General features: G+C 72.7%; 16 protein-coding genes. 8 read left to right on the top strand and 8 right to left on the bottom strand.

The annotated features are described in order from the left end of the window. Window positions 1–18: 18 nt before the first annotated feature. The 5 genes from ABZ795_RS21190 to ABZ795_RS21210 are packed head-to-tail and all read right to left on the bottom strand — an operon-like array spanning window position 19 to window position 7,644. Window positions 19–1,107, bottom strand: coding sequence for a uroporphyrinogen-III synthase (locus tag ABZ795_RS21190; protein ID WP_327024064.1), 1,089 nt, complete (start codon window positions 1,105–1,107; stop codon window positions 19–21). Next, window positions 1,108–1,455, bottom strand: a complete 348-nt coding sequence (nirD, locus tag ABZ795_RS21195) for a nitrite reductase small subunit NirD (protein ID WP_357531578.1) — start codon at window positions 1,453–1,455, stop codon at window positions 1,108–1,110. Next, entirely contained in the window at window positions 1,452–3,974 is a 2,523-nt protein-coding gene (gene nirB / locus ABZ795_RS21200; RefSeq protein WP_357531579.1) for a nitrite reductase large subunit NirB, read from the bottom strand. Before nirB ends, nirD begins: the two co-directional genes overlap by 4 nt. Beyond that, window positions 3,971–5,407, bottom strand: coding sequence for an FAD-dependent oxidoreductase (locus tag ABZ795_RS21205; RefSeq protein ID WP_357531595.1), 1,437 nt, complete (start codon window positions 5,405–5,407; stop codon window positions 3,971–3,973). Before ABZ795_RS21205 ends, nirB begins: the two co-directional genes overlap by 4 nt. Window positions 5,408–5,445: 38 nt before the next feature. Further along, window positions 5,446–7,644: a molybdopterin oxidoreductase family protein gene (locus ABZ795_RS21210; RefSeq protein WP_357531580.1), complete on the bottom strand. Its 2,199-nt coding sequence runs from the start codon at window positions 7,642–7,644 to the stop codon at window positions 5,446–5,448. Between the two features lie 300 nt (window positions 7,645–7,944). Between ABZ795_RS21210 and ABZ795_RS21215 the strand changes: the two genes are divergently transcribed. From ABZ795_RS21215 to glmM, 6 genes are all read left to right on the top strand, one after another. Next, window positions 7,945–8,202, top strand: coding sequence for a hypothetical protein (locus ABZ795_RS21215; RefSeq protein WP_327024069.1), 258 nt, complete (start codon window positions 7,945–7,947; stop codon window positions 8,200–8,202). Beyond that, window positions 8,180–8,485, top strand: a complete 306-nt coding sequence (locus tag ABZ795_RS21220) for a type II toxin-antitoxin system PemK/MazF family toxin (protein WP_327024070.1) — start codon at window positions 8,180–8,182, stop codon at window positions 8,483–8,485. Before ABZ795_RS21215 ends, ABZ795_RS21220 begins: the two co-directional genes overlap by 23 nt. Window positions 8,486–8,590: 105 nt before the next feature. Beyond that, window positions 8,591–9,958: a nitrate/nitrite transporter gene (locus ABZ795_RS21225; protein WP_357531581.1), complete on the top strand. Its 1,368-nt coding sequence runs from the start codon at window positions 8,591–8,593 to the stop codon at window positions 9,956–9,958. 208 nt (window positions 9,959–10,166) lie between these two features. After that, window positions 10,167–10,610, top strand: a complete 444-nt coding sequence (gene rplM, locus ABZ795_RS21230) for a 50S ribosomal protein L13 (RefSeq protein WP_013735896.1) — start codon at window positions 10,167–10,169, stop codon at window positions 10,608–10,610. A gap of 20 nt (window positions 10,611–10,630) precedes the next feature. Further along, window positions 10,631–11,095: a 30S ribosomal protein S9 gene (gene rpsI / locus ABZ795_RS21235; RefSeq protein WP_131303517.1), complete on the top strand. Its 465-nt coding sequence runs from the start codon at window positions 10,631–10,633 to the stop codon at window positions 11,093–11,095. 136 nt (window positions 11,096–11,231) lie between these two features. Beyond that, window positions 11,232–12,587, top strand: a complete 1,356-nt coding sequence (gene glmM / locus ABZ795_RS21240; protein WP_357531582.1) for a phosphoglucosamine mutase — start codon at window positions 11,232–11,234, stop codon at window positions 12,585–12,587. Between the two features lie 85 nt (window positions 12,588–12,672). Here glmM and ABZ795_RS21245 read toward each other — a convergent pair whose 3' ends face one another. Then, the gene (locus ABZ795_RS21245) at window positions 12,673–13,866 is read right to left on the bottom strand and encodes a pyridoxal phosphate-dependent aminotransferase (RefSeq protein WP_357531583.1); all 1,194 of its coding nucleotides are present in this window, start codon (window positions 13,864–13,866) and stop codon (window positions 12,673–12,675) included. Window positions 13,867–14,024: 158 nt separating this feature from the next. Here ABZ795_RS21245 and glmS point away from each other — a divergent pair, with 158 nt between their 5' ends. Next, window positions 14,025–15,938, top strand: coding sequence for a glutamine--fructose-6-phosphate transaminase (isomerizing) (gene glmS / locus ABZ795_RS21250; RefSeq protein ID WP_327024075.1), 1,914 nt, complete (start codon window positions 14,025–14,027; stop codon window positions 15,936–15,938). Window positions 15,939–15,985: 47 nt separating this feature from the next. Here the strand turns inward: glmS and ABZ795_RS21255 are convergent, their stop codons facing one another. Continuing rightward, entirely contained in the window at window positions 15,986–17,593 is a 1,608-nt protein-coding gene (locus ABZ795_RS21255; RefSeq protein WP_357531584.1) for an alpha/beta hydrolase, read from the bottom strand. Next, window positions 17,590–17,910: a hypothetical protein gene (locus ABZ795_RS21260; protein ID WP_357531585.1), complete on the bottom strand. Its 321-nt coding sequence runs from the start codon at window positions 17,908–17,910 to the stop codon at window positions 17,590–17,592. The genes ABZ795_RS21255 and ABZ795_RS21260 overlap by 4 nt, the downstream gene beginning before the upstream one ends. 173 nt (window positions 17,911–18,083) lie before the next feature. Between ABZ795_RS21260 and ABZ795_RS21265 the strand changes: the two genes are divergently transcribed. After that, window positions 18,084–19,553, top strand: a complete 1,470-nt coding sequence (locus tag ABZ795_RS21265; RefSeq protein ID WP_357531586.1) for an NAD(P)H-hydrate dehydratase — start codon at window positions 18,084–18,086, stop codon at window positions 19,551–19,553. The last annotated feature ends 14 nt before the right edge of the window (window positions 19,554–19,567 follow it).

Here is a 19,567-nt window from a genome sequence, read left to right on the forward strand (position 1 = left end):
AGGGGCCCTTCCTTCGTCTCAGTCGATGCGGAGGCGGTAGCCGCGCTTGACGACGGTCTGCACCACCCGGGGGGCCTTCAGACCGGCCCGCAGCCGGGCCACCGCCATCTCCACGGCATGCTCGTCGGCCCCCCGGGGCAGGGTCCGCAGCAGGGCGGTACGGGACAGCACCCGGCCCGGAGCCTGGGCCAGGGCCCGCAGCACCGCCATCGGCGCCGGCGCCAGGGGACGTAGTTCGCCGTCCACCACGGCGGCGTGTCCGCGCAGCGTGAGCAGGTGCCCGGCGGCCTTGATGGTGACCGTACGCCGGGGCAGTTCGTCGACGATGGTGCGGACCAGGGCGCCCAACCGGGCCCGGCTGGGCGCGCTCACCGGCACCCCCCGGCGGACCAACGGCTCGGCGGTCACCGGGCCGACACAACTGGCCAGCACATCACTACGCAACGCGGCCAGGACGGCCTCCGTCCGGTCCCCGGCGGCGCGCAGCAGCGCCTCCGCAGCCGGTGCCGAGGTGAAGGTGACCGCGTCCACCAACCGACCGGCCACCAGGTCGACCAGCCGGTGCAGGGGGGCCGGGTCGGTCGGTGGCGCCCAGCGGTAGACCGGGATCTCGATGACGGTCGCCCCGGCCTCCTCCAGGGCGCGGGTGCACTCGGGCTGCCGATCGCCGTGCAACTGCATGGCGATCACCTGCCCGGCCACCCCTCGCCGGCGCAGGTGCTCGACGACCTCCTCACAGCTCTCCGACTCCGGAGACCACTGGTCGTGCAGGCCGGCCGCGCGGATCGCGCCGCGCGCCTTGGGGCCCCGGGCCACCACGTACGAGTTGCCGAGCACCGAGCGCAGCGGCTCGGCGACCCCCCAGCCCTCGGCGGCTTCCAGCCACCCGCGCATGCCGATCCCGGTGTTGGCCATCAGCACGTCCGGTGGCCGGTCCAGACAGGCCCGGGTGGCCTCGCGCAGCGCGGTGTCGTCCGCGAGCGGCACGATCCGCAGCGCGGGGGCGAGCACCACCCGGGCGCCGCGCCGCTGGAGCAGCGCGGCGAGTTCGTCCCGCCGCCGGTCGGCGGTCACCCCGATGGTGAAGCCGGCCAGTTCCTCGCGCATTCACTCCTCCTGTCGCAGCCGCACCTCGACCATGCCGTCCCGGCACCGGATCTCGTGCCGGGTGACACAGACACCGGGCAGGTCGAGACAGTCCCCCGTACGCAGGTCGTACACCTGCTTGTGCAGCGGCGAGGCGACCGTGGGCACGCCGCGGCGGCTGCCCACGATGCCCCGGGACAGCACGTACGCGCCGGTGACCGGGTCTCGGTTCTCGATCGCGTACAACCCGTCGGCGGTCCGGAACAGCGCTACCTGGACGCCGTCGACCAGGGCGGCCACGCCCCGGTCCAGGTCCAGTCGGCTCAACGGGCAGACGGTGTGCCAGCGCACGGTCGTCACGGTGTTCATCGCCGCACCTCCGGCAGTCCGAGGGTGACCGGTTGACGGCCGTCGGTTGTGGGTGGCCGACCACCGGCGGGTACGGGTTGGCCGCGTTCGGTGACGAAGGTGATCGACGGGTCGGGTACGTCCGGTGCGTTGACGAAGGAGGCGAACCGGCCCAGTCGGTCCGGGTCGTCGAGCACGTCCCGCCACTCGTCGGAGTAGGAGGTGACGTGCCGGGCCATCGCGGCGTCGAGTTCGGCGCAGAGGCCGAGCGAGTCGTCCACGATGACCGCTCGCAGGTGGTCGAGGCCGCCGTCCATGGCCTCGATCCAGGCGGCGGTGCGTTGCAGTCGGTCGGCGGTGCGGACGTAGAACATCAGGAACCGGTCGATCATGGTGACCAGTTCCGCGGTGCTCAGATCGGTGGCGAACAGATCGGCGTGCCGGGGTCGGAAGCCCCCGTTGCCGCCGAGGTAGAGGTTCCAGCCGGTCTCGGTGGCGATGATGCCGAAGTCCTTGCTGCGGGCCTCGGCGCACTCCCGGGCACACCCGGAGACCGCCGACTTGATCTTGTGAGGTGCGCGTAGCCCCCGGTAGCGCAACTCCAGGGCGATGGCCAGGCCGACCGAGTCCTGCACCCCGTACCGGCACCAGGTGGCCCCGACGCAGGACTTCACCGTCCGCAGCGCCTTGCCGTACGCGTGACCGGACTCGAATCCGGCGTCGACCAGCCGACGCCAGATCTGCGGCAACTGCTCCACCCGGGCCCCGAACAGGTCGATCCGCTGTCCACCGGTGATCTTCGTGTAGAGCTGGAAGTCCCGGGCCACCTCGCCGATGACGATGAGCTTCTCCGGGGTGATCTCACCGCCGGGGATCCGGGGCACCACCGAGTAGCTGCCGTCGCGTTGCAGGTTCGCCAGGAAGTGGTCGTTGGTGTCCTGCAACGCGGCCTGCTCGCCGTCGAGGATGTGCCCGTTGCCGAGCGAGGCGAGGACCGAGGCGACCACCGGCTTGCAGATGTCGCAACCCCGGCCCTGCCCGTGTTCGGCGATCAACCGGGAGAAGGTCCGGATGCCGCGTACCCGGACGATGTCGAACAGCTCCTGCCGACTGAGGTCGAAGTGCTCGCACAACGCCCGGGACTGGGTGACCCCGGCCGCGTCCAGCAGTTGCTTGAGCATCGGCACGCAGGAACCGCAACTGGTGCCGGCCCGGGTGCACGCCTTCAGGGCGGCCACGTCCGCGCAGCCGCCCGCGATGGCCGTGTCGATGTCCGCGCGGGTCACCGCGTTGCAGGAACAGACCTGCGCGGAAGCCGGCAGCGCCCCGACGGTCGCGCCGTCCGCACCGGCCGGGGCGAGCAACGCCAACGGGGGCGCCGGCAGCGGTGCGCCGACACTCGCCCGCAGGGTCGGGTACGCGCTGGCGTCGCCTACCAGCACCCCGCCGAGCAGCGTCGTCGCGTCGTCGGAGAGGACCAGCTTGGCGTAGACCCGGGTGGCCGGATCGGTGTACGTCACGTCCAGGCAGCCCGGGGTGGTGCCATGCGCGTCACCGAAGGAGGCCACGTCGACGCCGAGCAGCTTGAGCTTGGTGGCGGTGTCCGCGCCGGGGAAGGTGGCCGCCCCACCGACCAGCCGGTCGGCCACCACCTCGGCCATCGCGTACCCGGGTGCCACCAGGCCGTAGCAGGTGCCCTCGACGGCCGCGCACTCGCCGACCGCGTAGACCCGCTCGTCGCTGGTGCGGCAGGAGTCGTCCACCAACAGCCCGCCGCGCGGGCCGAGGTCGAGCCCGGCCGCGCGGGCCAGCTCGTCGCGGGGACGGATGCCGGCGGCCACCACCACCAGGTCGGCGTCGAGCGACGTGCCGTCGGCCAGTTCCAGGGCGGCGACCGTACCGTCCGGGCCGGGTCGCAACGCGGTGGTGGCCACCCCGAGGCGGCAGCCCACCCCCAGCTCCTCCACGTAACGGCGCAGCAGGGCGCCCCCGGCGGTGTCGATCTGGGCCGGCATCAGCCGGGGGGTGAACTCCACCACGCTGGTGACCAGGCCGAGCAGGCGCAGGGCGTTGGCGGCCTCCAGGCCGAGCAGACCGCCCCCGATCACCGCGCCGGTCCGCCGTCCCCGGGCGTGCTCCTCGATCGCCGCCAGGTCGTCCAGGGTCCGGTAGACGAACACCCCGGGCAGGTCGACCCCCTCCACCGGAGGCACGAACGCCGACGAGCCGGTGGCGAAGACCAGCACGTCGTACGGGTACTCGCCGTCGGCCGTGGTCACCACCCGACGGGCCCGATCCACGGTGGTCGCCGCCTCACCGAGGCGCAACCGCACCCCGTCGTACGCGGTGTGCAGGTTCAGTTCGTCGGCCGAGACACCGTCGAAGTACGCCGAGAGCCGCACCCGGTCGTACGCCGGCCGGGGTTCCTCGGCGAGCACGGTGACCCGCCAGTGGCCCTGCGGGTCCCGCGAACGCAGCGCGTCCACGAACCGCTGCCCGACCATGCCGTTGCCGATCACGACCACGTTGCCGCCGGTCATCGTCCCACCTCCACCGGATCCGTTCTGGACAACCAGTCGACGATGCCGGCGACCGCGTCCCGGCAGCCGCCGCAGCCGGTACCGGCCCTGGTCCCGGCTACGACCTCGTCGAAGGTGCGCGCCCCGCCCCGCCAGCAGGCCACCACCGCGCCCTTGCTGACCGTGTTGCACTGGCACACGGTCGCCGCGTCCGGCATCAACGCCGGAGAGGCGGCGGGAGTCGCGCCGCCGCCACCGCCCACGGCCCGGCCGAGCAGCAGTGCCCGCCGGTCGGCGGGTACCGGGTGACCCCGGTCGAACAACTGGATGACCGCGCCCACCGACGGGTTGTCGCCGAGCAGGATCGCGGCGGCCAACCGGTCGTCGTGGATGCGCAGCCGGGCGTAGGTGCCCCGGGTCGGATCGGCGAAGGTCAACTCCTCGCCGGGGCCGTTCGTCGGGTCACCCATCGCCGCCAGGTCGATGCCGGCCGCCTTGAGTCGGGTGACCACCGGCCGGGGGCGGTACCGGGCCTGCGGGTCCTGCCCGGTCAGCAGTTGGGCCACCACCCGGGCCTGCGCCCAGGCCGGTGCGACCAGCCCGGTCGGGGCGGCGCCGTGCTGCGCGCAGTCGCCGATCGCGGAAACCCGCGGGTCGCTGGTGCGCAGCCGGTCGTCGACCAGCACCCCCCGGTCCACCGTCAGGCCGGCCGCCTCGGCGAGCGCGGTGTCCGGGCGTACCCCGCAGGCGAGGACCAGCAGGTCGGCGTCGAGGGTACGGCCGTCGGACAGGCTAAGCCGGACCCCGGTGGGGTCGGCCGTCAGGCCGGTCGGGGTGACGGCCAGGTGGGTGGTCACCCCGAGTTCGGCGAGGGTGCCGGCCAGGATCTCGCCGGCCACGGCGTCCAGCTGGCGTTCCATCAGGTACGGCACCCGGTGCACCACGGCGACCTCCAGGCCTCGGGCGGCCAACCCCCGGGCGGCCTCCAGGCCCAGCAGCCCACCGCCGAGTACCAGGGCGCGGCGGGCACCCTCGGCCAGGGTGAGGATGCGCCGGCAGTCGGCCAGGCTCCGGAACGCCACCACCCGTTCCGGCGGCGAGGTCGGGTCCAGGCCGGGCAGCGCCGGCACCACCGCCCGCGCGCCGGTGGCGAGCACCAGGTGGTCGTAGCCGATCCGATCGCCGTCGTCGGTGCGTACCTCCCCGGCGGCCCGGTCGATGGCCCGCACCGCGACTCCGGTACGCAGGTCGACCCCCCGCCCGGTGGCCTCCGTAAGCTCCACCTCCTGCTCGCCGATCTTGCCGGCGAGCAGGGTGGACAGCATGATCCGGTTGTACGCCCGGTGCGGCTCCGCCCCGACCACGGTGACCTTGTCCTGGCCCCGGGCGTGCAGCTCGGCGGCGAGGCGGGCCCCGGCCATCCCGTTGCCGACCACCACCACCCGCTGGCCGATCATCGCCTCCGGCCGACAGTCCCCTCGCTGGCGCTCGTTCACGACGCCACCCGCTCCACCCGGACCGCGCAGATCTTGAACTCGGGCATGCCGGAGATCGGGTCGACGGCGTCGTTGGTGACGGAGTTGGCCCGGGCGGCCCCACCCCAGTGGAAGGGTGCGAAGACGGTGTCCGGCCGGATGGTCGGGCTGAGCCGGGCCGGCGCGCGGAACTCGCCCCGCCTGGAGAGCACCCGCACCGGTTCGCCGTCGGCCACCCCGAGCCGCCCGGCGAGGTCGGGATGCAGCTCCACGAAGGCGTCCGGAGCGGCCTGGCGTAGCGCGGCCACCCGACGGGTCTGGGTGCCGGACTGGTACTGGGCGAGCACCCGGCCGGTGGTGAAGTGCAGCGGGTACTCCGCGCAGACATCCTCGGCCGCCGGTCGGTGCTCCACCGGATGGAACCGGGCCCGCCCGTCGGGGGTGGGGAAGCCGTCGGTGAACAGTCGTGGCGAGTCCGGCCCGTCGTCACGCGGGCAGGGCCAGAACACCCCGTCGGCGGCGTCGATCCGTTCCCAGTTGATCCCGGCGTAGTCGGCGATCCCGCCGGCCGAGGCCCGCCGCAACTCGGCAAACACCGTACGTGGGTCGGCGGCTCGCGCCTCGCGCTCACCGTCGGCGGCTGCTTCGGCTTCGCAGTCGGGTGTTAACAGGGGGCCCTTCCTATGCACGAGGCGATAAGAAGGGGCCCTTCCTTCTATCCGGGTGGTGAGGGTGGCGAGGATGGCGAGGTCGGTGCGGACGCCGGGTGGGGGCGGGCGCAGGGCGCGGCGGCGCAGCACCCGACCCTCCAGGTTGGTCATGGTGCCGTCCTCCTCGGCCCACTGAGCGGTGGGTAGCACCACGTCGGCCAACGCCGCCGTCTCGGAGAGCAGCAGGTCGGCGACGACCAGCAGGTCCAGATCACGTAACCGGCTCTCGATCCTCGCCGCCCGTGGCGCGGAGACCACCGGGTTGGAGCCGAAGACCAACAGCGCACGCGGGCCGTCGTCGGTGCCCAGCGAATCCAGCAACTGGTACGCGGGCACCCCCGGACCGGGCAGTTCGTCGGCGGGTACCCCCCACACCTGCGCGACGTGGGCGCGGGCCGCCGGGTCGTCGATCCGGCGGTATCCCGGCAGTTGGTCGGCCTTCTGCCCGTGCTCGCGGCCACCCTGCCCGTTGCCCTGACCGGTCAGGCAGCCATACCCGGAGCCGGGGCGACCGGGCAGGCCGAGCGCCAGGGCGAGGTTGACGAAGCCGGTGACCGTGTCCACGCCCTTGGCGTGTTGTTCCGCGCCCCGCGCGGTGAGGATGATCGCCCGTTCGGCGGTGCCGAGGGCGCGGGCGGTCGCCTCCAGGTCGGCCACCGGCACGCCGGAGAGCGCCTCGGCCCGCGCCGGCCACCAGCCCGCCACCGTGCGCCGGACCTCGGTGAAGCCGGTGGTACGGGTGTCCACGTAGTCGCGGTCGAGGTAGCCCTCGGTCAGGGCGATGTGCAGCAGCGCGTTGGCCACCGCCAGGTCGGTGCCGGGCAGTGGTTGCAGGTGCAGGTCGGCCTGCCGGGCGGTGGCGGTGACCCGGGGGTCGACCACGATCAGGGTGCCGCCGCGCTGCCGCATCTCCGTCAGCCACCGCACCAGCGGGGGCATGGTCTCCGCCGGGTTCGCCCCGACCAGCAGCAGGGTGTCGGCGTGCCCGAGGTCGGCCAGCGGGAAGGGTAGCCCCCGGTCGACCCCGAAGGCGCGCATGCCGGCGGCGGCCGCCGAGGACATGCAGAACCGTCCGTTGTAGTCGATGTTGCGGGTGCCCAGGGTGACCCGGGCGAACTTGCCCAGCGCGTACGCCTTCTCGTTGGTCAGCCCGCCGCCGCCGAAGACGGCGACCGCGTCGCGGCCGTGCCGTCGCTGCACCTCGCCGATGCCGGTCGTGATGCGGTCCAGCGCGGCCTCCCAGCTGGCCGGGCGGAGTTCGCCGCTGGCCGGGTCGCGCAGCAGCGGGGTGGTCAGCCGGTCCGGGTGGGTCAGCAGTTCGGCCGAGGTCCAGCCCTTCTGGCAGAGGCCGCCGCGGTTGGTGGGGAACTGCCGGGGGAGCACGGACACCTGCCCGTCCTGCTCACGCAGCGTCATCCCGCACTGGAGGGCGCAGTACGGGCAGTGCGTCGCCACCTCCCGGGGCGTGCGCCCCGGTGCAGTTGCCGACCGTGCACCGTCTGTCATGTCGGCAAAGCGTGCCGCCGTCCAGTTTCCGGCCCGCGTCCCGTTTGTTTCGGTCCTGTCAAGTGCCGCTCACACCGCACGGCGGCGGCGCATCGGATCGCATGGCCTGGAATGTGGAACGACTCTTCCGCATATTGGGAAGAAGGAGGTGGTCGACATGGAGGTGACCGAGGCGTTCGACGCCGCAGCCGTTAGCTACCGCGGCCCGGCGACGGCCGTCTTCGGCGGCCACGCCCCGGGTCAGCCCGAGGGTGTACGGATCGGATGACTGGCGGTCATACCGGCGGTAGTCTGTTTGGCATGACAGCCAAGGTGACTCTGTCGTTCTCCGACGAGACGATCGCGGACGCCCGACGGTTCGCCAAACGGGAAGGACTCTCCCTCTCCGCCTGGATGGACCAGGCCGCGCGGGAGAAGGCGCTGCGTGAGGTCTTCGCGGCCCACGCCGCCGCAGTGAGCCGGGCCGGGCTGGATCTGGAGGCCGCCTCGCTGGCCGACGCGCAGGAGGTGGGCCTGGTCGACGACCTGCTCTTCGGTGGTCGCCCACGTGCTGCGTAGGGGCGAGGTCTGGCGGATCGAGGGGGCCCGCGAGCGGCTCGGGCTGGTGATCAGCTCCGACGTCTACAACTCCACCGCAGTACCGATCGTGATCGTCGCCGAGGTGGTCGAGGCGGCACTGCTGCGTGACTCACCGCTGGCGGTGCCGATGGGTGGCTGGGTGGTGATGCCCGACCGGATCTCCTCGCCGATGAAGAAGTGGTTCACCGAGTGCGTGGACGTGGCCGACGTCGAGACGATGCGCCACGTCGACCGGGCGCTGCGCATCCTCCAGCAACTCTGAACCGGCCTGTCTCACCGCGCACCTCGGCCGGTGGTGCGCTTCCCGTTGCCGAGCCGACCCGAAGGACGAACGCTGCGGTAACTGTCGATTCCTAGCTTCGGCGCCATGACCACCACGAGCGCACAACCCGAGGTTGTCCAGGAGGAGAACCTGGACCGCCGTCCCGGCCGCTGGATCGGGCACTGGGCACCGGAGGACCACACCTTCTGGCGTACGACCGGCAGCCGGATCGCCCGCCGCAACCTGATCTGGTCGATCTTCGCCGAACACATCGGCTTCTCGGTGTGGCTGCTGTGGAGCATCGTCGTCGTCCGGCTCGGTGACGCCGGTTGGCAGTTGACCACCAGTCAGGCGCTCTGGCTGACCGCCGTGCCGAGCGGAGTCGGCGCGTTGCTGCGGTTGCCGTACACCTTCGCCGTGCCGGTGTTCGGCGGCCGGAACTGGACGATCGTCTCCGCCCTGCTGCTGATCGTGCCGTGCGCGGGCCTGGCCTGGGCGGTCGAGCGGCCGGAGATCGGCTTCCCGATGTTGTTGCTGATCGCCGCCACCGCCGGATTCGGCGGTGGCAATTTCGCCTCCAGCATGGCGAACATCTCGTTCTTCTATCCGGAGCGGGAGAAGGGCTGGGCCCTGGGCCTCAACGCCGCCGGCGGCAACATCGGCGTGGCGGTGGTGCAGTTCCTGGTGCCGCAGGTGATCGTGCTCGGTGGCGGGCTGGCACTCGCCCGGGCCGGGCTGATGTACATCCCGCTGGCGGTGATCGCTGCGGTCTGCGCGTACCTGTTCATGGACAACCTGGTCGAGGCGAAGGCCGACGTGCGGCCGGTCTGGTCGTCGCTGCGGCATCGGGACACCTGGATCATGTCCCTGCTGTACATCGGCACCTTCGGCTCGTTCATCGGCTACTCGGCGGCCTTCCCGACCCTGCTCACCTCGGTGTTCGGTCGGCCGGACGTCGCACTGACCTGGGCCTTCCTCGGCGCGGCCGTCGGCTCCTTCTGCCGCCCCTTCGGCGGTCGGCTCTCCGACGTGGTGGGCGGTGCCCGGGTGACGATGGTCAGCTTCGTGCTGATGGCCGTCGGCGCTCTGCTCGCGCTCTGGTCGGTCGAGCAGCGCAGCCTGGGTGTCTTCTTCGTGGCCTTCCTGCTGCTGTTCGTGGCCACCGGCGTCGGCAACGGCTCGACCTACCGGATGATCAGTCGGATCTTCCAGGTGAAGGGGGCGGAGTTGGGCGGCTCGCCGGAGGTGATGCTGGCGATGCGCCGGCAGGCCGCCGGCGCGTTGGGCATCATCTCGGCGGTCGGTGCCCTCGGCGGCTTCCTGGTGCCGATCTGTTACGCCTGGGCCCGGTCGACCTACGGCGGGATCCAGCCGGCACTGCGGTTCTACGTGGGCTTCTTCCTGGTGTTGCTCCTGCTCACCTGGGTTGCGTACCTGCGTCCGAGGGCCCGATTGGCGCGGGCCGGGGTGTGATCAAGGCCATTCCCGAGGCCGTCGGCACGCCTGGCGGACCCCGTTTTGACCGGCCGGGCAGGCTGCGGGTATCGTTGCCTGCTGTTGTACGACATCTGTGGGCGTGCCGCCTGAGGTACGCTTGGTCGTTCGTGCGCGCTGGTCCGGCTGGGAAGTCCTGGTCCCCTCGGCGCGCGACCCCAGACCGACGACGAGACAAGGTAGACCTGTGCGTACGTACAGCCCGAAGCCGGGTGAGATCGAGCGTCAGTGGCACGTCATCGACGCCTCTGATGTCGTGCTGGGCCGCCTGGCCACCCACGCCGCCACGCTGCTGCGGGGCAAGCACAAGCCGACTTTCGCGCCGCACGTTGACACGGGCGACTTCGTCGTCGTCGTGAACGCGGGCAAGGTCGCGCTGACCGGCAACAAGCGCCAGCAGAAGATCGCTTACCGGCACTCCGGTTACCCGGGTGGCCTCAAGCAGGTCGGCTACGAGGAGCTGCTGTCCAAGCGCCCCGAGCGGGCCATCGAGCTGGCTGTGAAGGGGATGCTCCCGCACAACAAGCTCGGCCGTCAGCTGATCAAGAAGCTGAAGGTCTACGCCGGTGCAGAGCACCCGCACGGCGCGCAGCAGCCGGTGCCGTTCGAGATCAAGCAGATCGCGCAGTGAGCGCGGGCGAAGGAAGCAGCATGACCGACATCACCGCCACCGAGGTCGCCCCTGAGGCCACCGAGGCGCCGGCGCCCGTCGCCCGCGCGCCTCGTGGTGACCGCCCGATCCAGACCGTGGGCCGCCGCAAGGAAGCCATCGTCCGGGTCCGGATCGTGCCGGGCAGCGGCAAGATCACCTGCAACGGCCGGGACCTTGAGGCCTACTTCCCGAGCAAGGTGCACCAGCAGCTGATCAAGGACCCGCTGGTCACCGCCGAGAAGGCCGAGACCTTCGACGTCATCGCCAACCTGCGTGGCGGCGGCACCACCGGCCAGGCCGGTGCGCTGCGGCTGGCCATCGCCCGGGCGCTGATCGTCAGCGAGCCGGACGACCGCCCGGCCCTGAAGAAGGCCGGCTTCCTGACCCGGGACGCCCGGGTCAAGGAGAGCAAGAAGTACGGTCTCAAGAAGGCCCGTAAGGCTCCTCAGTACTCGAAGCGCTGATCTTCAGCCGCACCTTGTACTTCTGACGGACGGCCGGTCCGCCTCCCCTCGACTGGGAGGTGGACCGGCCGTTTCCGCCTCTTCATCGCAGGGCATTTTCTCCCCACAACGGTTGTTTCATCGGAGGTTGGCGGGTATGGGCCGGTTGTTCGGCACGGACGGGGTACGCGGGCGGGCGAACGCCGATCTCACCCCGGAGTTGGCGCTCTCGGTGGCGATCGCCGCCGCCCACACCCTTGCCGAATCCGACCGCAGTCATGCCCCCCTGGCGGTGGTCGGGCGGGATACCCGGGCCAGCGGCGAGATGCTGGAGGCGGCCGTGGTGGCCGGGCTGACCAGCGCGGGCGCGACCGTGATCCGGGTAGGCGTGCTGCCCACCCCGGGGGTGGCCTTCCTCACCGCGGAGGCCAAGGCGGACCTGGGGGTGATGCTGTCGGCCTCCCACAACCCGATGCCGGACAACGGGATCAAGCTTTTCGCGGCCGGTGGGCACAAACTGCCCGACGAGATCGAGATGCGGATCGAGGCGGCCATCGAGGCCAACGGCAGTGTCGCCTGGCAGCGTCCGGTAGGGGCGGGAGTCGGCCGGGTGCACGACCTGCTCGACGGCGCCGACCACTACGTGCAGCACCTCGTCGGCACGGTGCCGCACCGCCTGGAGGGGATCAAGGTCGTGGTCGACTGCGCCAACGGCGCGGCCGCCGAGGTGGCTCCGGTGGCGTACCGGGAGGCCGGGGCCGAGGTCATCGCGATCCACGCCGAGCCGGACGGGCTGAACATCAACGACGAGTGTGGGTCGAACCACATCGAGGCCCTGCGGCAGGCCGTGGTCGAGCACGGCGCCCACCTGGGCATCGCGCACGACGGTGACGCCGACCGGTGCGTCGCGGTGACCGCCGACGGCGAGGAGGTCGACGGCGACCAGGTGATGGCGATCCTGGCCCTGGCCATGCGGGAGGCCGGCACCCTGACCGCGGACACCCTGGTCGCCACCGTGATGAGCAACCTGGGTCTGCGGCTGGCCATGTCCGCCCAGGGCATCCGGCTGATCGAGACCAAGGTCGGCGACCGGTACGTGTTGGAGGAGCTGCGCGCCTCCGGGCTGGCCCTCGGTGGTGAGCAGAGCGGGCACATCGTGATGCCGGCGTACGCGACCACCGGCGACGGGGTGTTGACCGGGCTGCACCTGATGGCCCGGATGGCGGCCACCGGCCGTACCCTGGCCGACCTGGCGGCGGTGGTGACCAAGCTGCCGCAGGTGCTGATCAACGTGCCGGTCGCTGACCGTACCGTGGGCGCCGCCGCACCGGCGGTCCGCGCCGAGGTCGAGCGGGCCGAGGCCGAGCTGGGCGAGACCGGCCGGGTGCTGCTGCGCCCCTCGGGCACCGAGCCGCTGGTGCGGGTGATGGTCGAGGCGGCCACGGAGGAGATCGCCCAGCAGGTCGCCGAACGCATCGCCGCCCTGGTCCGCACCGCCAGCCCCGCCTCCTGAACCCGGCTCACCACAGCCGGAGCTGATCGATGTGGGCCGGGATCGAGGGGTTCCGGCCCACCTGCGTGACCGCCGTGCGGGTTCCTCAGGAGCTGGGCGCCAGGCGGTGCAGCCGGGTCACCGCCTCGGTCAGCACCTCGGTGCGTTTGCAGAAGGCGAACCGGATCAGCCGCCGGCCGGCCTCCGGGTCGTCGTAGAAGACCTGGGTGGGTACGGCCACCACCCCGCAACGCTCGGGTAGGGACCGGCAGAACTCCACCCCGTCGGAGCCGCCGAGGTCGGTGATGTCGGCGGTGACGAAGTAGGTGCCCTCCGGGGTGAGCACCTCGAACCCGGCCTCGGTCAGCCCACCGATCAGTTGGTCCCGACGGGCCTGAAGGTCGGCCCGGAACTGGGTGAAGTAGGCGTCGGGTAGCCCGAGGGCCACCGCCACGGCCGGTTGCAAGGGGGCGGCGTTGACGAAGGTGAGGAACTGCTTGACCCGCAGCACCGCGGAGACCAGCGCGGCCGGCCCGCTGACCCAGCCCACCTTCCAGCCGGTGCAGGAGAAGGTCTTGCCGGCCGAGGAGATGCGCAGGGTGCGCTCACGCATCCCGGGCAGACCGGCCAGCGGCAGATGGGCGGTCGCCGCGTCGGTGAAGACCAGGTGTTCGTACACCTCGTCGGTGACCGCGTACGCGCCGTGCTCCTGGCAGAGGTCCGCGATCATGGCCACCTCGGCCGGGGTGAAGACCTTGCCGGTCGGGTTGTGCGGTGAGTTCAGCAGCACCAGCCGGGTACGCGGGCCGAAGGCGGCCCGCAGCGCGGAGGGGTCGAAGACGTACCGACCGTCGGGGCCGGGGCGCAGGGTCACCGGGCGGCGCACCGCACCGGCCAGGGCGATCGAGGCGGCGTAGGAGTCGTAGTACGGCTCGAAGCAGACCACCTCGTCCCCGGGTTCGCAGAGGGCGAGGATCGCTGCGGCCACCGCCTCGGTGGCACCGGCGGTGATGACCACCTCGCCGTCCGGGTCGTACTCCAGGCCCCAGAAGCGGCGTTGGTGGGCCGCCACGGCCGCGCGTAGCTCGGGGATGCCCGGGCCCGGGGGGTACTGGTTGTGTCCGGAGCACAGCGCCTCGGCGGCGGCGGTGAGCATCTCGGGTGGGCCGTCGGTGTCCGGGAAGCCCTGCCCGAGGTTCACCGCACCGGTGCGGACGGCCAGGGCGGACATCTCGGCGAAGATCGTCGTCCCGAAGGGGCGCATCCGGTTCACCAGGGGGTCGACATCGGTGCTCGTCACGCTCGTCAGGGTACGGGGGCAAGGCGGTGGGGCGCCCGACCCCGTCGGGGAGATTTGTGACCCCGATCACCGATACTGCGCCAATCGCTCAAGTTCGGTGATTGTTTACCCGGCTTTCGAGCAAGCGAGTTGAGTAAAACTGGGTTAGGCTGCCATCCATGTGTGGAATCGTGGGTTACGCCGGTGGCCGACCGGCGCTCGGCATCGTGCTCGACGGTCTGCGGCGGTTGGAGTACCGCGGCTACGACTCGGCCGGGGTGGCGATCGCCTGCGACGGGGAACTGCTGACCGAGAAGAAGGCCGGCAAGCTGGCCAACCTGGAGAAGGTGCTCTCCGAGCGCGCCGCCGAGGACCCGCAGGCCTGCGGTGCCAGCCCGATCGGCATCGGCGACGGCACCACCGGCATCGGCCACACCCGCTGGGCCACCCACGGGGGACCCACCGACCGCAACGCCCACCCCCACCTGTCCCCGGACGGACGGGTAGCGGTGATCCACAACGGCATCATCGAGAACTTCGCCAAGCTCCGTGCCGAACTGGAGGACGAGGGCGTCACCTTCGTCAGCGACACCGACACGGAGTGCGCCGCGCACCTGATGGCCAAGGCGATGGCCGAGCTGCGCGCGGCCGGTCAGCCGGAGGGGCCGCACCTGCTCTCCGCCGCCATGCAGGTGATCTGCCAGCGGCTGGAGGGGGCCTTCACCCTGCTGGCCGTGGACGCCGGGATACCCGGTGCGGTGGTCGGTGCCCGGCGCAACTCCCCCCTGGTGGTCGGCCGGGGCGACGGGGAGAACTACCTGGCCAGCGATGTCGCCGCCTTCATCGAGCACACCCGGGAGGCGGTCGAGCTGGGTCAGGACCAGATCGTCCTGATCACCGCCGACACCATCGAGATCACCGATTTCGCCGGTCAGCCCGCCGCCGGCAAGGACTTCCACATCGACTGGGACTCCTCGGCCGCCGAGAAGGGCGGCTACGACTGGTTCATGCTCAAGGAGATCGAGGAGCAGCCCCAGGCCGTCGCGGACACCCTGCTGGGCCGACTGACCGACAGCGGCGAGATCGTGCTCGACGAGGTCCGGCTCAGCGACCAGGATCTGCGCGACGTCGACAAGATCTTCATCGTGGCCTGCGGCACGGCGTACCACTCCGGGCTGGTGGCCAAGTACGCCATCGAGCACTGGACCCGGATCCCCTGCGAGGTGGAACTGGCCAGCGAGTTCCGCTACCGCGACCCGGTGCTGGACCGGTCCACCCTGATCGTGGTGATCTCGCAGTCCGGCGAGACCATGGACACCCTGATGGCGTTGCGGCACGCCAAGGACCAGAAGGCCCGGGTGCTGGCCATCTGCAACACCAACGGCTCCACCATCCCCCGTGAGTCCGACGCGGTGCTCTACACCCACGGCGGGCCGGAGATCGCGGTCGCCTCCACCAAGGCCTTCCTGACCCAGTTGGTCGCCTGCTACCTGATCGGCCTGCACCTGGCCCAGGTGCGCGGCATCAAGTTCGCCGACGAGGTGGCGGCCGTGGTGGAGCAACTGCACCAGGTGCCGGACAAGCTGCGGCAACTGCTCGGGCGCATCGAGCCGGTGCGGGAACTGGCCCGCGAGCTGGCCGACGAGCCGACCGTGCTGTTCATCGGCCGTCATGTCGGCTACCCGGTGGCCCTGGAGGGAGCCCTCAAGCTCAAGGAGCTGGCGTACATGCACGCCGAGGGGTTCGCCGCGGGCGAGCTGAAGCACGGCCCGATCGCCCTGATCGACCAGGGCACCCCGGTGATCTGTGTGGTGCCCTCCCCGGTGGGCCGCAGCCTGCTGCACGACAAGATCGTCTCCAACATCCAGGAGGTACGCGCCCGAGGCGCCCGCACCATCGTGATCGCCGAGGAGGGGGACCAGTCCGTGGTCCGGTACGCCGACCACCTGATCTACGTGCCGCGTACCCCGACCCTGCTGGCGCCGCTGCTGACGACCGTGCCCCTGCAGATCTTCGCCGCGGAGATCGCGGCCGCCCGGGGACACGACGTGGATCAGCCGCGCAACCTGGCCAAGTCCGTCACGGTCGAGTAGTCGCCGGGCCGGGCGGTCCCAGGGACCGCCCGGCCGCACCTGCCCGGTCAGCCGCCGACCACGATCCGGGCCATGCCGTCCAGGGCCGGATTGTCCGGATGCCAGTAGCCGCTGTGGCCGTACCGGCCGCTGGGGAAGCGGCTGCCCCCGAAGGAGGGGTGGGCGGGATCCCGCCCGAACCAGCGCTGGTCGTCGTCGCCGGTCAGCATCCCGGCGATCGCGGCCACCGGGGAGAGACTGACCAGGGCCTGTCGGGCCAGCTCACCGGGGGGTCGGGTCAGCCGGATCACGTCGTCCGGTGCGGCGCTGGCCCACACCTGCCCGGCGGGCACCCCCAGCTCGTCGGCGTGCCCCACCCCGACCCCGGGGGAGCCGACGAAGATCAGGGCGTCCGCCGCCAGCCCGTGATCCCGGGCGGCGGTGCCCACCACCAGGGATCCGTAGCTGTGCCCGAGCACGGTCTGCCGAGCGGGCGGCCCGTCATGGGTGACCCGCAGCCCGTCCTGGAAGCGGTGCAGCGCCTCACCGGCCGCGTGGGCCTGGCGGTCCCAGGCCGCCTCGTGCAGGAAGTCCGGGGCGTCGTAGTCCAGCCAGAGCACCGCCGAGGTCTCCTGTCCGGGTGCCAGGTCGGCGCCGCGTGACAGCACCCGGGTGGCCCGGCCCAGCTCGCCGGTGGCGTCGTCCAGCCCGGCGGTCGTGCCCGGCACATGGGTCAGGATGGCGGCGGCCCGATCCGGGTTGCCCAGGGCGACCACCGTCCGCCCCTCACCCCCGACATCCAGCCCCAGCAGGTACGCCCGCGGGGGCTGCGGGTCGGCCAGCCGAGCGGTCAGGGCGTCCAGCCCGCGCAACGCGGCGTCGACCGTGCGTAGCCCGAGCGCCTCGGCGGGCCCCCGTGGCACCCGGTTGAGCAACCGCTCCCAGCGTCGCACCAGCTCCTCTCGCCGTACCTCCAGCAGCAGCCGGTTGGCCTGGTCGCGGGCGGCGGCCGGAATCCCGTCCAGCCGACCGACCAGCTCCGGCTCGTGGCCGATCAGCCACCGGCGCTGGGTCGGGGTCAGCCCCGCCCACCAGCGGTTGACCTGGGCCGGATCGGCGTGCGGGTCGGGCCGGTCCGGTGGGGGTCGGGTCATCCAGCCCGACTCGGCCTCGGCGGCCAGTTGGTCCAGCCGGGCAGCGGCCTCCCGATCCGCCGTGGCGGCCAGGGCCAGGGCCTCCCGGAGGGCCGTCGCCACCGGGGTCACCGTCTGCACGGCCCGGTGCGGCGGCACCCTACCCGGATCGGGGCTGGCCCTACCCCAGCGGTCGATCAGCACCCCGACGGCGGCGGCCAGGGTCACCGCCGCCGTCAACCGTGCCCGGGCCGCCGCCAGCCGGGCGGCGAACTCCGCCAGCACCTGGTCGATCTCGATCGCCACCGGGGCCAGGGTGAGCAGTTGGGCCCGCAGATCGGACAACTGGCCCTGGGCTGCGGTAGCGGCCAGCCCGGACCATTGGGGGCGCAGGGCCGCCGCCTCGTCGGCCAGCTCCCCGGCCCGTCGTCGGGTCAGGCCGCACAGCCCCGCCCAGGCAGTCCCGGTGGCCTGCCAACCCGCCGGATCGGCCGTCGAGAGCTGGGCGTAGCCGACCTGGCCCGCCGTCTCGGGGCCGGTCACCGGGGCAGGCCGGACAGTCGGGTGGCGGCCCGGGCATCCGCCGACTCGTACGACCGGGCGGCGGAGCGTACGGCCTCACCGGTCTGGGTGATCCGGCCGCCCAGCCGGGCCGTCCAGGACTGCACGGCCGCCTCCAGGGCGCCCAGCGCGGCCCCGGCCGCCCAGCCGGGGGCCGGTGCCGCCAACCCCGGCAGCCCGGCCAACCCGCTCGCCACCCGATGGCCGTGATCACCCACTGACCGTCCGATCCGGTGCAACTGCTCCGGCTGCACAGCCACCTCCACACCCGGCTGCGCGGTCGATCCCTGCTGGTGCATCGCCCCTCCCGTGGCCCCGTACCGCCGACTCACCGGACGCTAGGCGGCCCAGGCGGCGGCGGGGGTGCCCTGTGGACAACCGGCGCCTCAGGTGCCGCCGGGTTGTCCACAGGCATTGCCGGGCGATCGGCGGAGGGCTACCCTGCGGCCCCCGCACCGGTAGGGTGAGCCGGGTGAGACCGGTCTGGCGGGTGGCGGAGGTACGGGCGGCCGAGGCGGCACTGATGGCCGAACTCCCACCGGGCACCCTCATGCAGCGTGCCGCCGCCGGACTGGCGCGCCGGTGCGTGCTGCTGCTCGCCGAGCGGGGCGGGGTGTACGCCGCCCCCGTGCTGCTGCTGGTCGGCTCCGGGGACAACGGTGGTGACACCCTGTACGCCGGTGCCCGCCTGGCCCGGCGGGGAGCGGCCGTGTCGGCGCTGCTGCTGACCCCGGATCGGGTCCACGCCGAAGGGCTGGCCGCGTTGCGGGCCGCCGGTGGACGGGTCGTGCCGGACCCGCCGCCCGTGCTCGACCTGGTGCTGGACGGCATCGTCGGCATCGGCGGGCAGGGCGGGTTGCGGGAGCCGGCCGCCCGGGTGGTGGCGAGTCTGCCGGGACACCGGGGGCGGGACGGGGCCCGGCCGACCGTGCTGGCGGTGGACGTGCCCAGCGGGGTGGTGGTGGACACCGGAGACGTGCCCCTCACCTCCTCCGGCCGACCCGACGCGGTCTGCGCCGACGTCACGGTCGCCTTCGGCGCGCTGAAGCCGGCCCTGGCGGTCGGCCCGGCCGCCGCCCTGGCCGGGCAGGTGGAGCTGGTCGACATCGGGCTCGAACCCTGGCTGCGCGGCAGCCCCGCCCTTGAGGTGGTGGAGTGGTCGGATGTGGCGCAGTGGTGGCCCCGGCTGGACGCCGCCTCGGAGAAGTACACCCGGGGGGTGGTGGGGGTGGCCACCGGGTCGGCCACCTATCCGGGTGCCGCCACCCTCTCGGTCGGTGGCGCCCTGGCCGGGCCCACCGGCCTGGTCCGCTACGCCGGTGGGGCCCGCGAGGAGGTGGTCCGCCAGCACCCCTCCGTGATCGCCACCGGTCGGGTGGCCGACGCCGGCCGGGTGCAGGCCTGGGTGTGCGGGTCGGGGTTGGGCACGGACGAGCAGGCGGTCACCGAACTGCGGACCGTGCTGGCCGCCCCGGTGCCGGTGGTGCTGGACGCGGACGCGTTGACCCTGCTGGTCGACGGCTCCCTGGCCGAGGCGTTGCGGCGGCGGGACGCCCCGATCGTGGTCACCCCGCACGACCGGGAGTTCACCCGGCTCTGCGGTGAGCAGCCCGGCGGGGACCGGGTGGCCGCCACCCTCCGGCTGGCCGCCTGGATGAACGCCGTGGTGCTGCTCAAGGGGAACCGCACGGTGATCGGCACCCCGGACGGCCGGGCGTACGTCAATCCGAGCGGCACCCCCGCGCTGGCCACCGGCGGGACCGGGGATGTGCTGGCCGGGCTGCTCGGTTCCCTGCTGGCGGCCGGGCTGCCGGCGGAGCGGGCCGCCGCCGCGGCGGCGTACGTGCACGGCCTGGCCGGTCGGGAGGCGGCCCGCGGCGGCCCGGTAACCGCCCCCGAGGTGGCCACCGCGCTCCGGGCCGTGCTCGCCCGGCTGCCCTGACCTGCCCTGGGCCG

The organism is Micromonospora sp. NPDC047134, from assembly GCF_040643455.1.
Lineage (GTDB): Bacteria > Actinomycetota > Actinomycetes > Mycobacteriales > Micromonosporaceae > Micromonospora.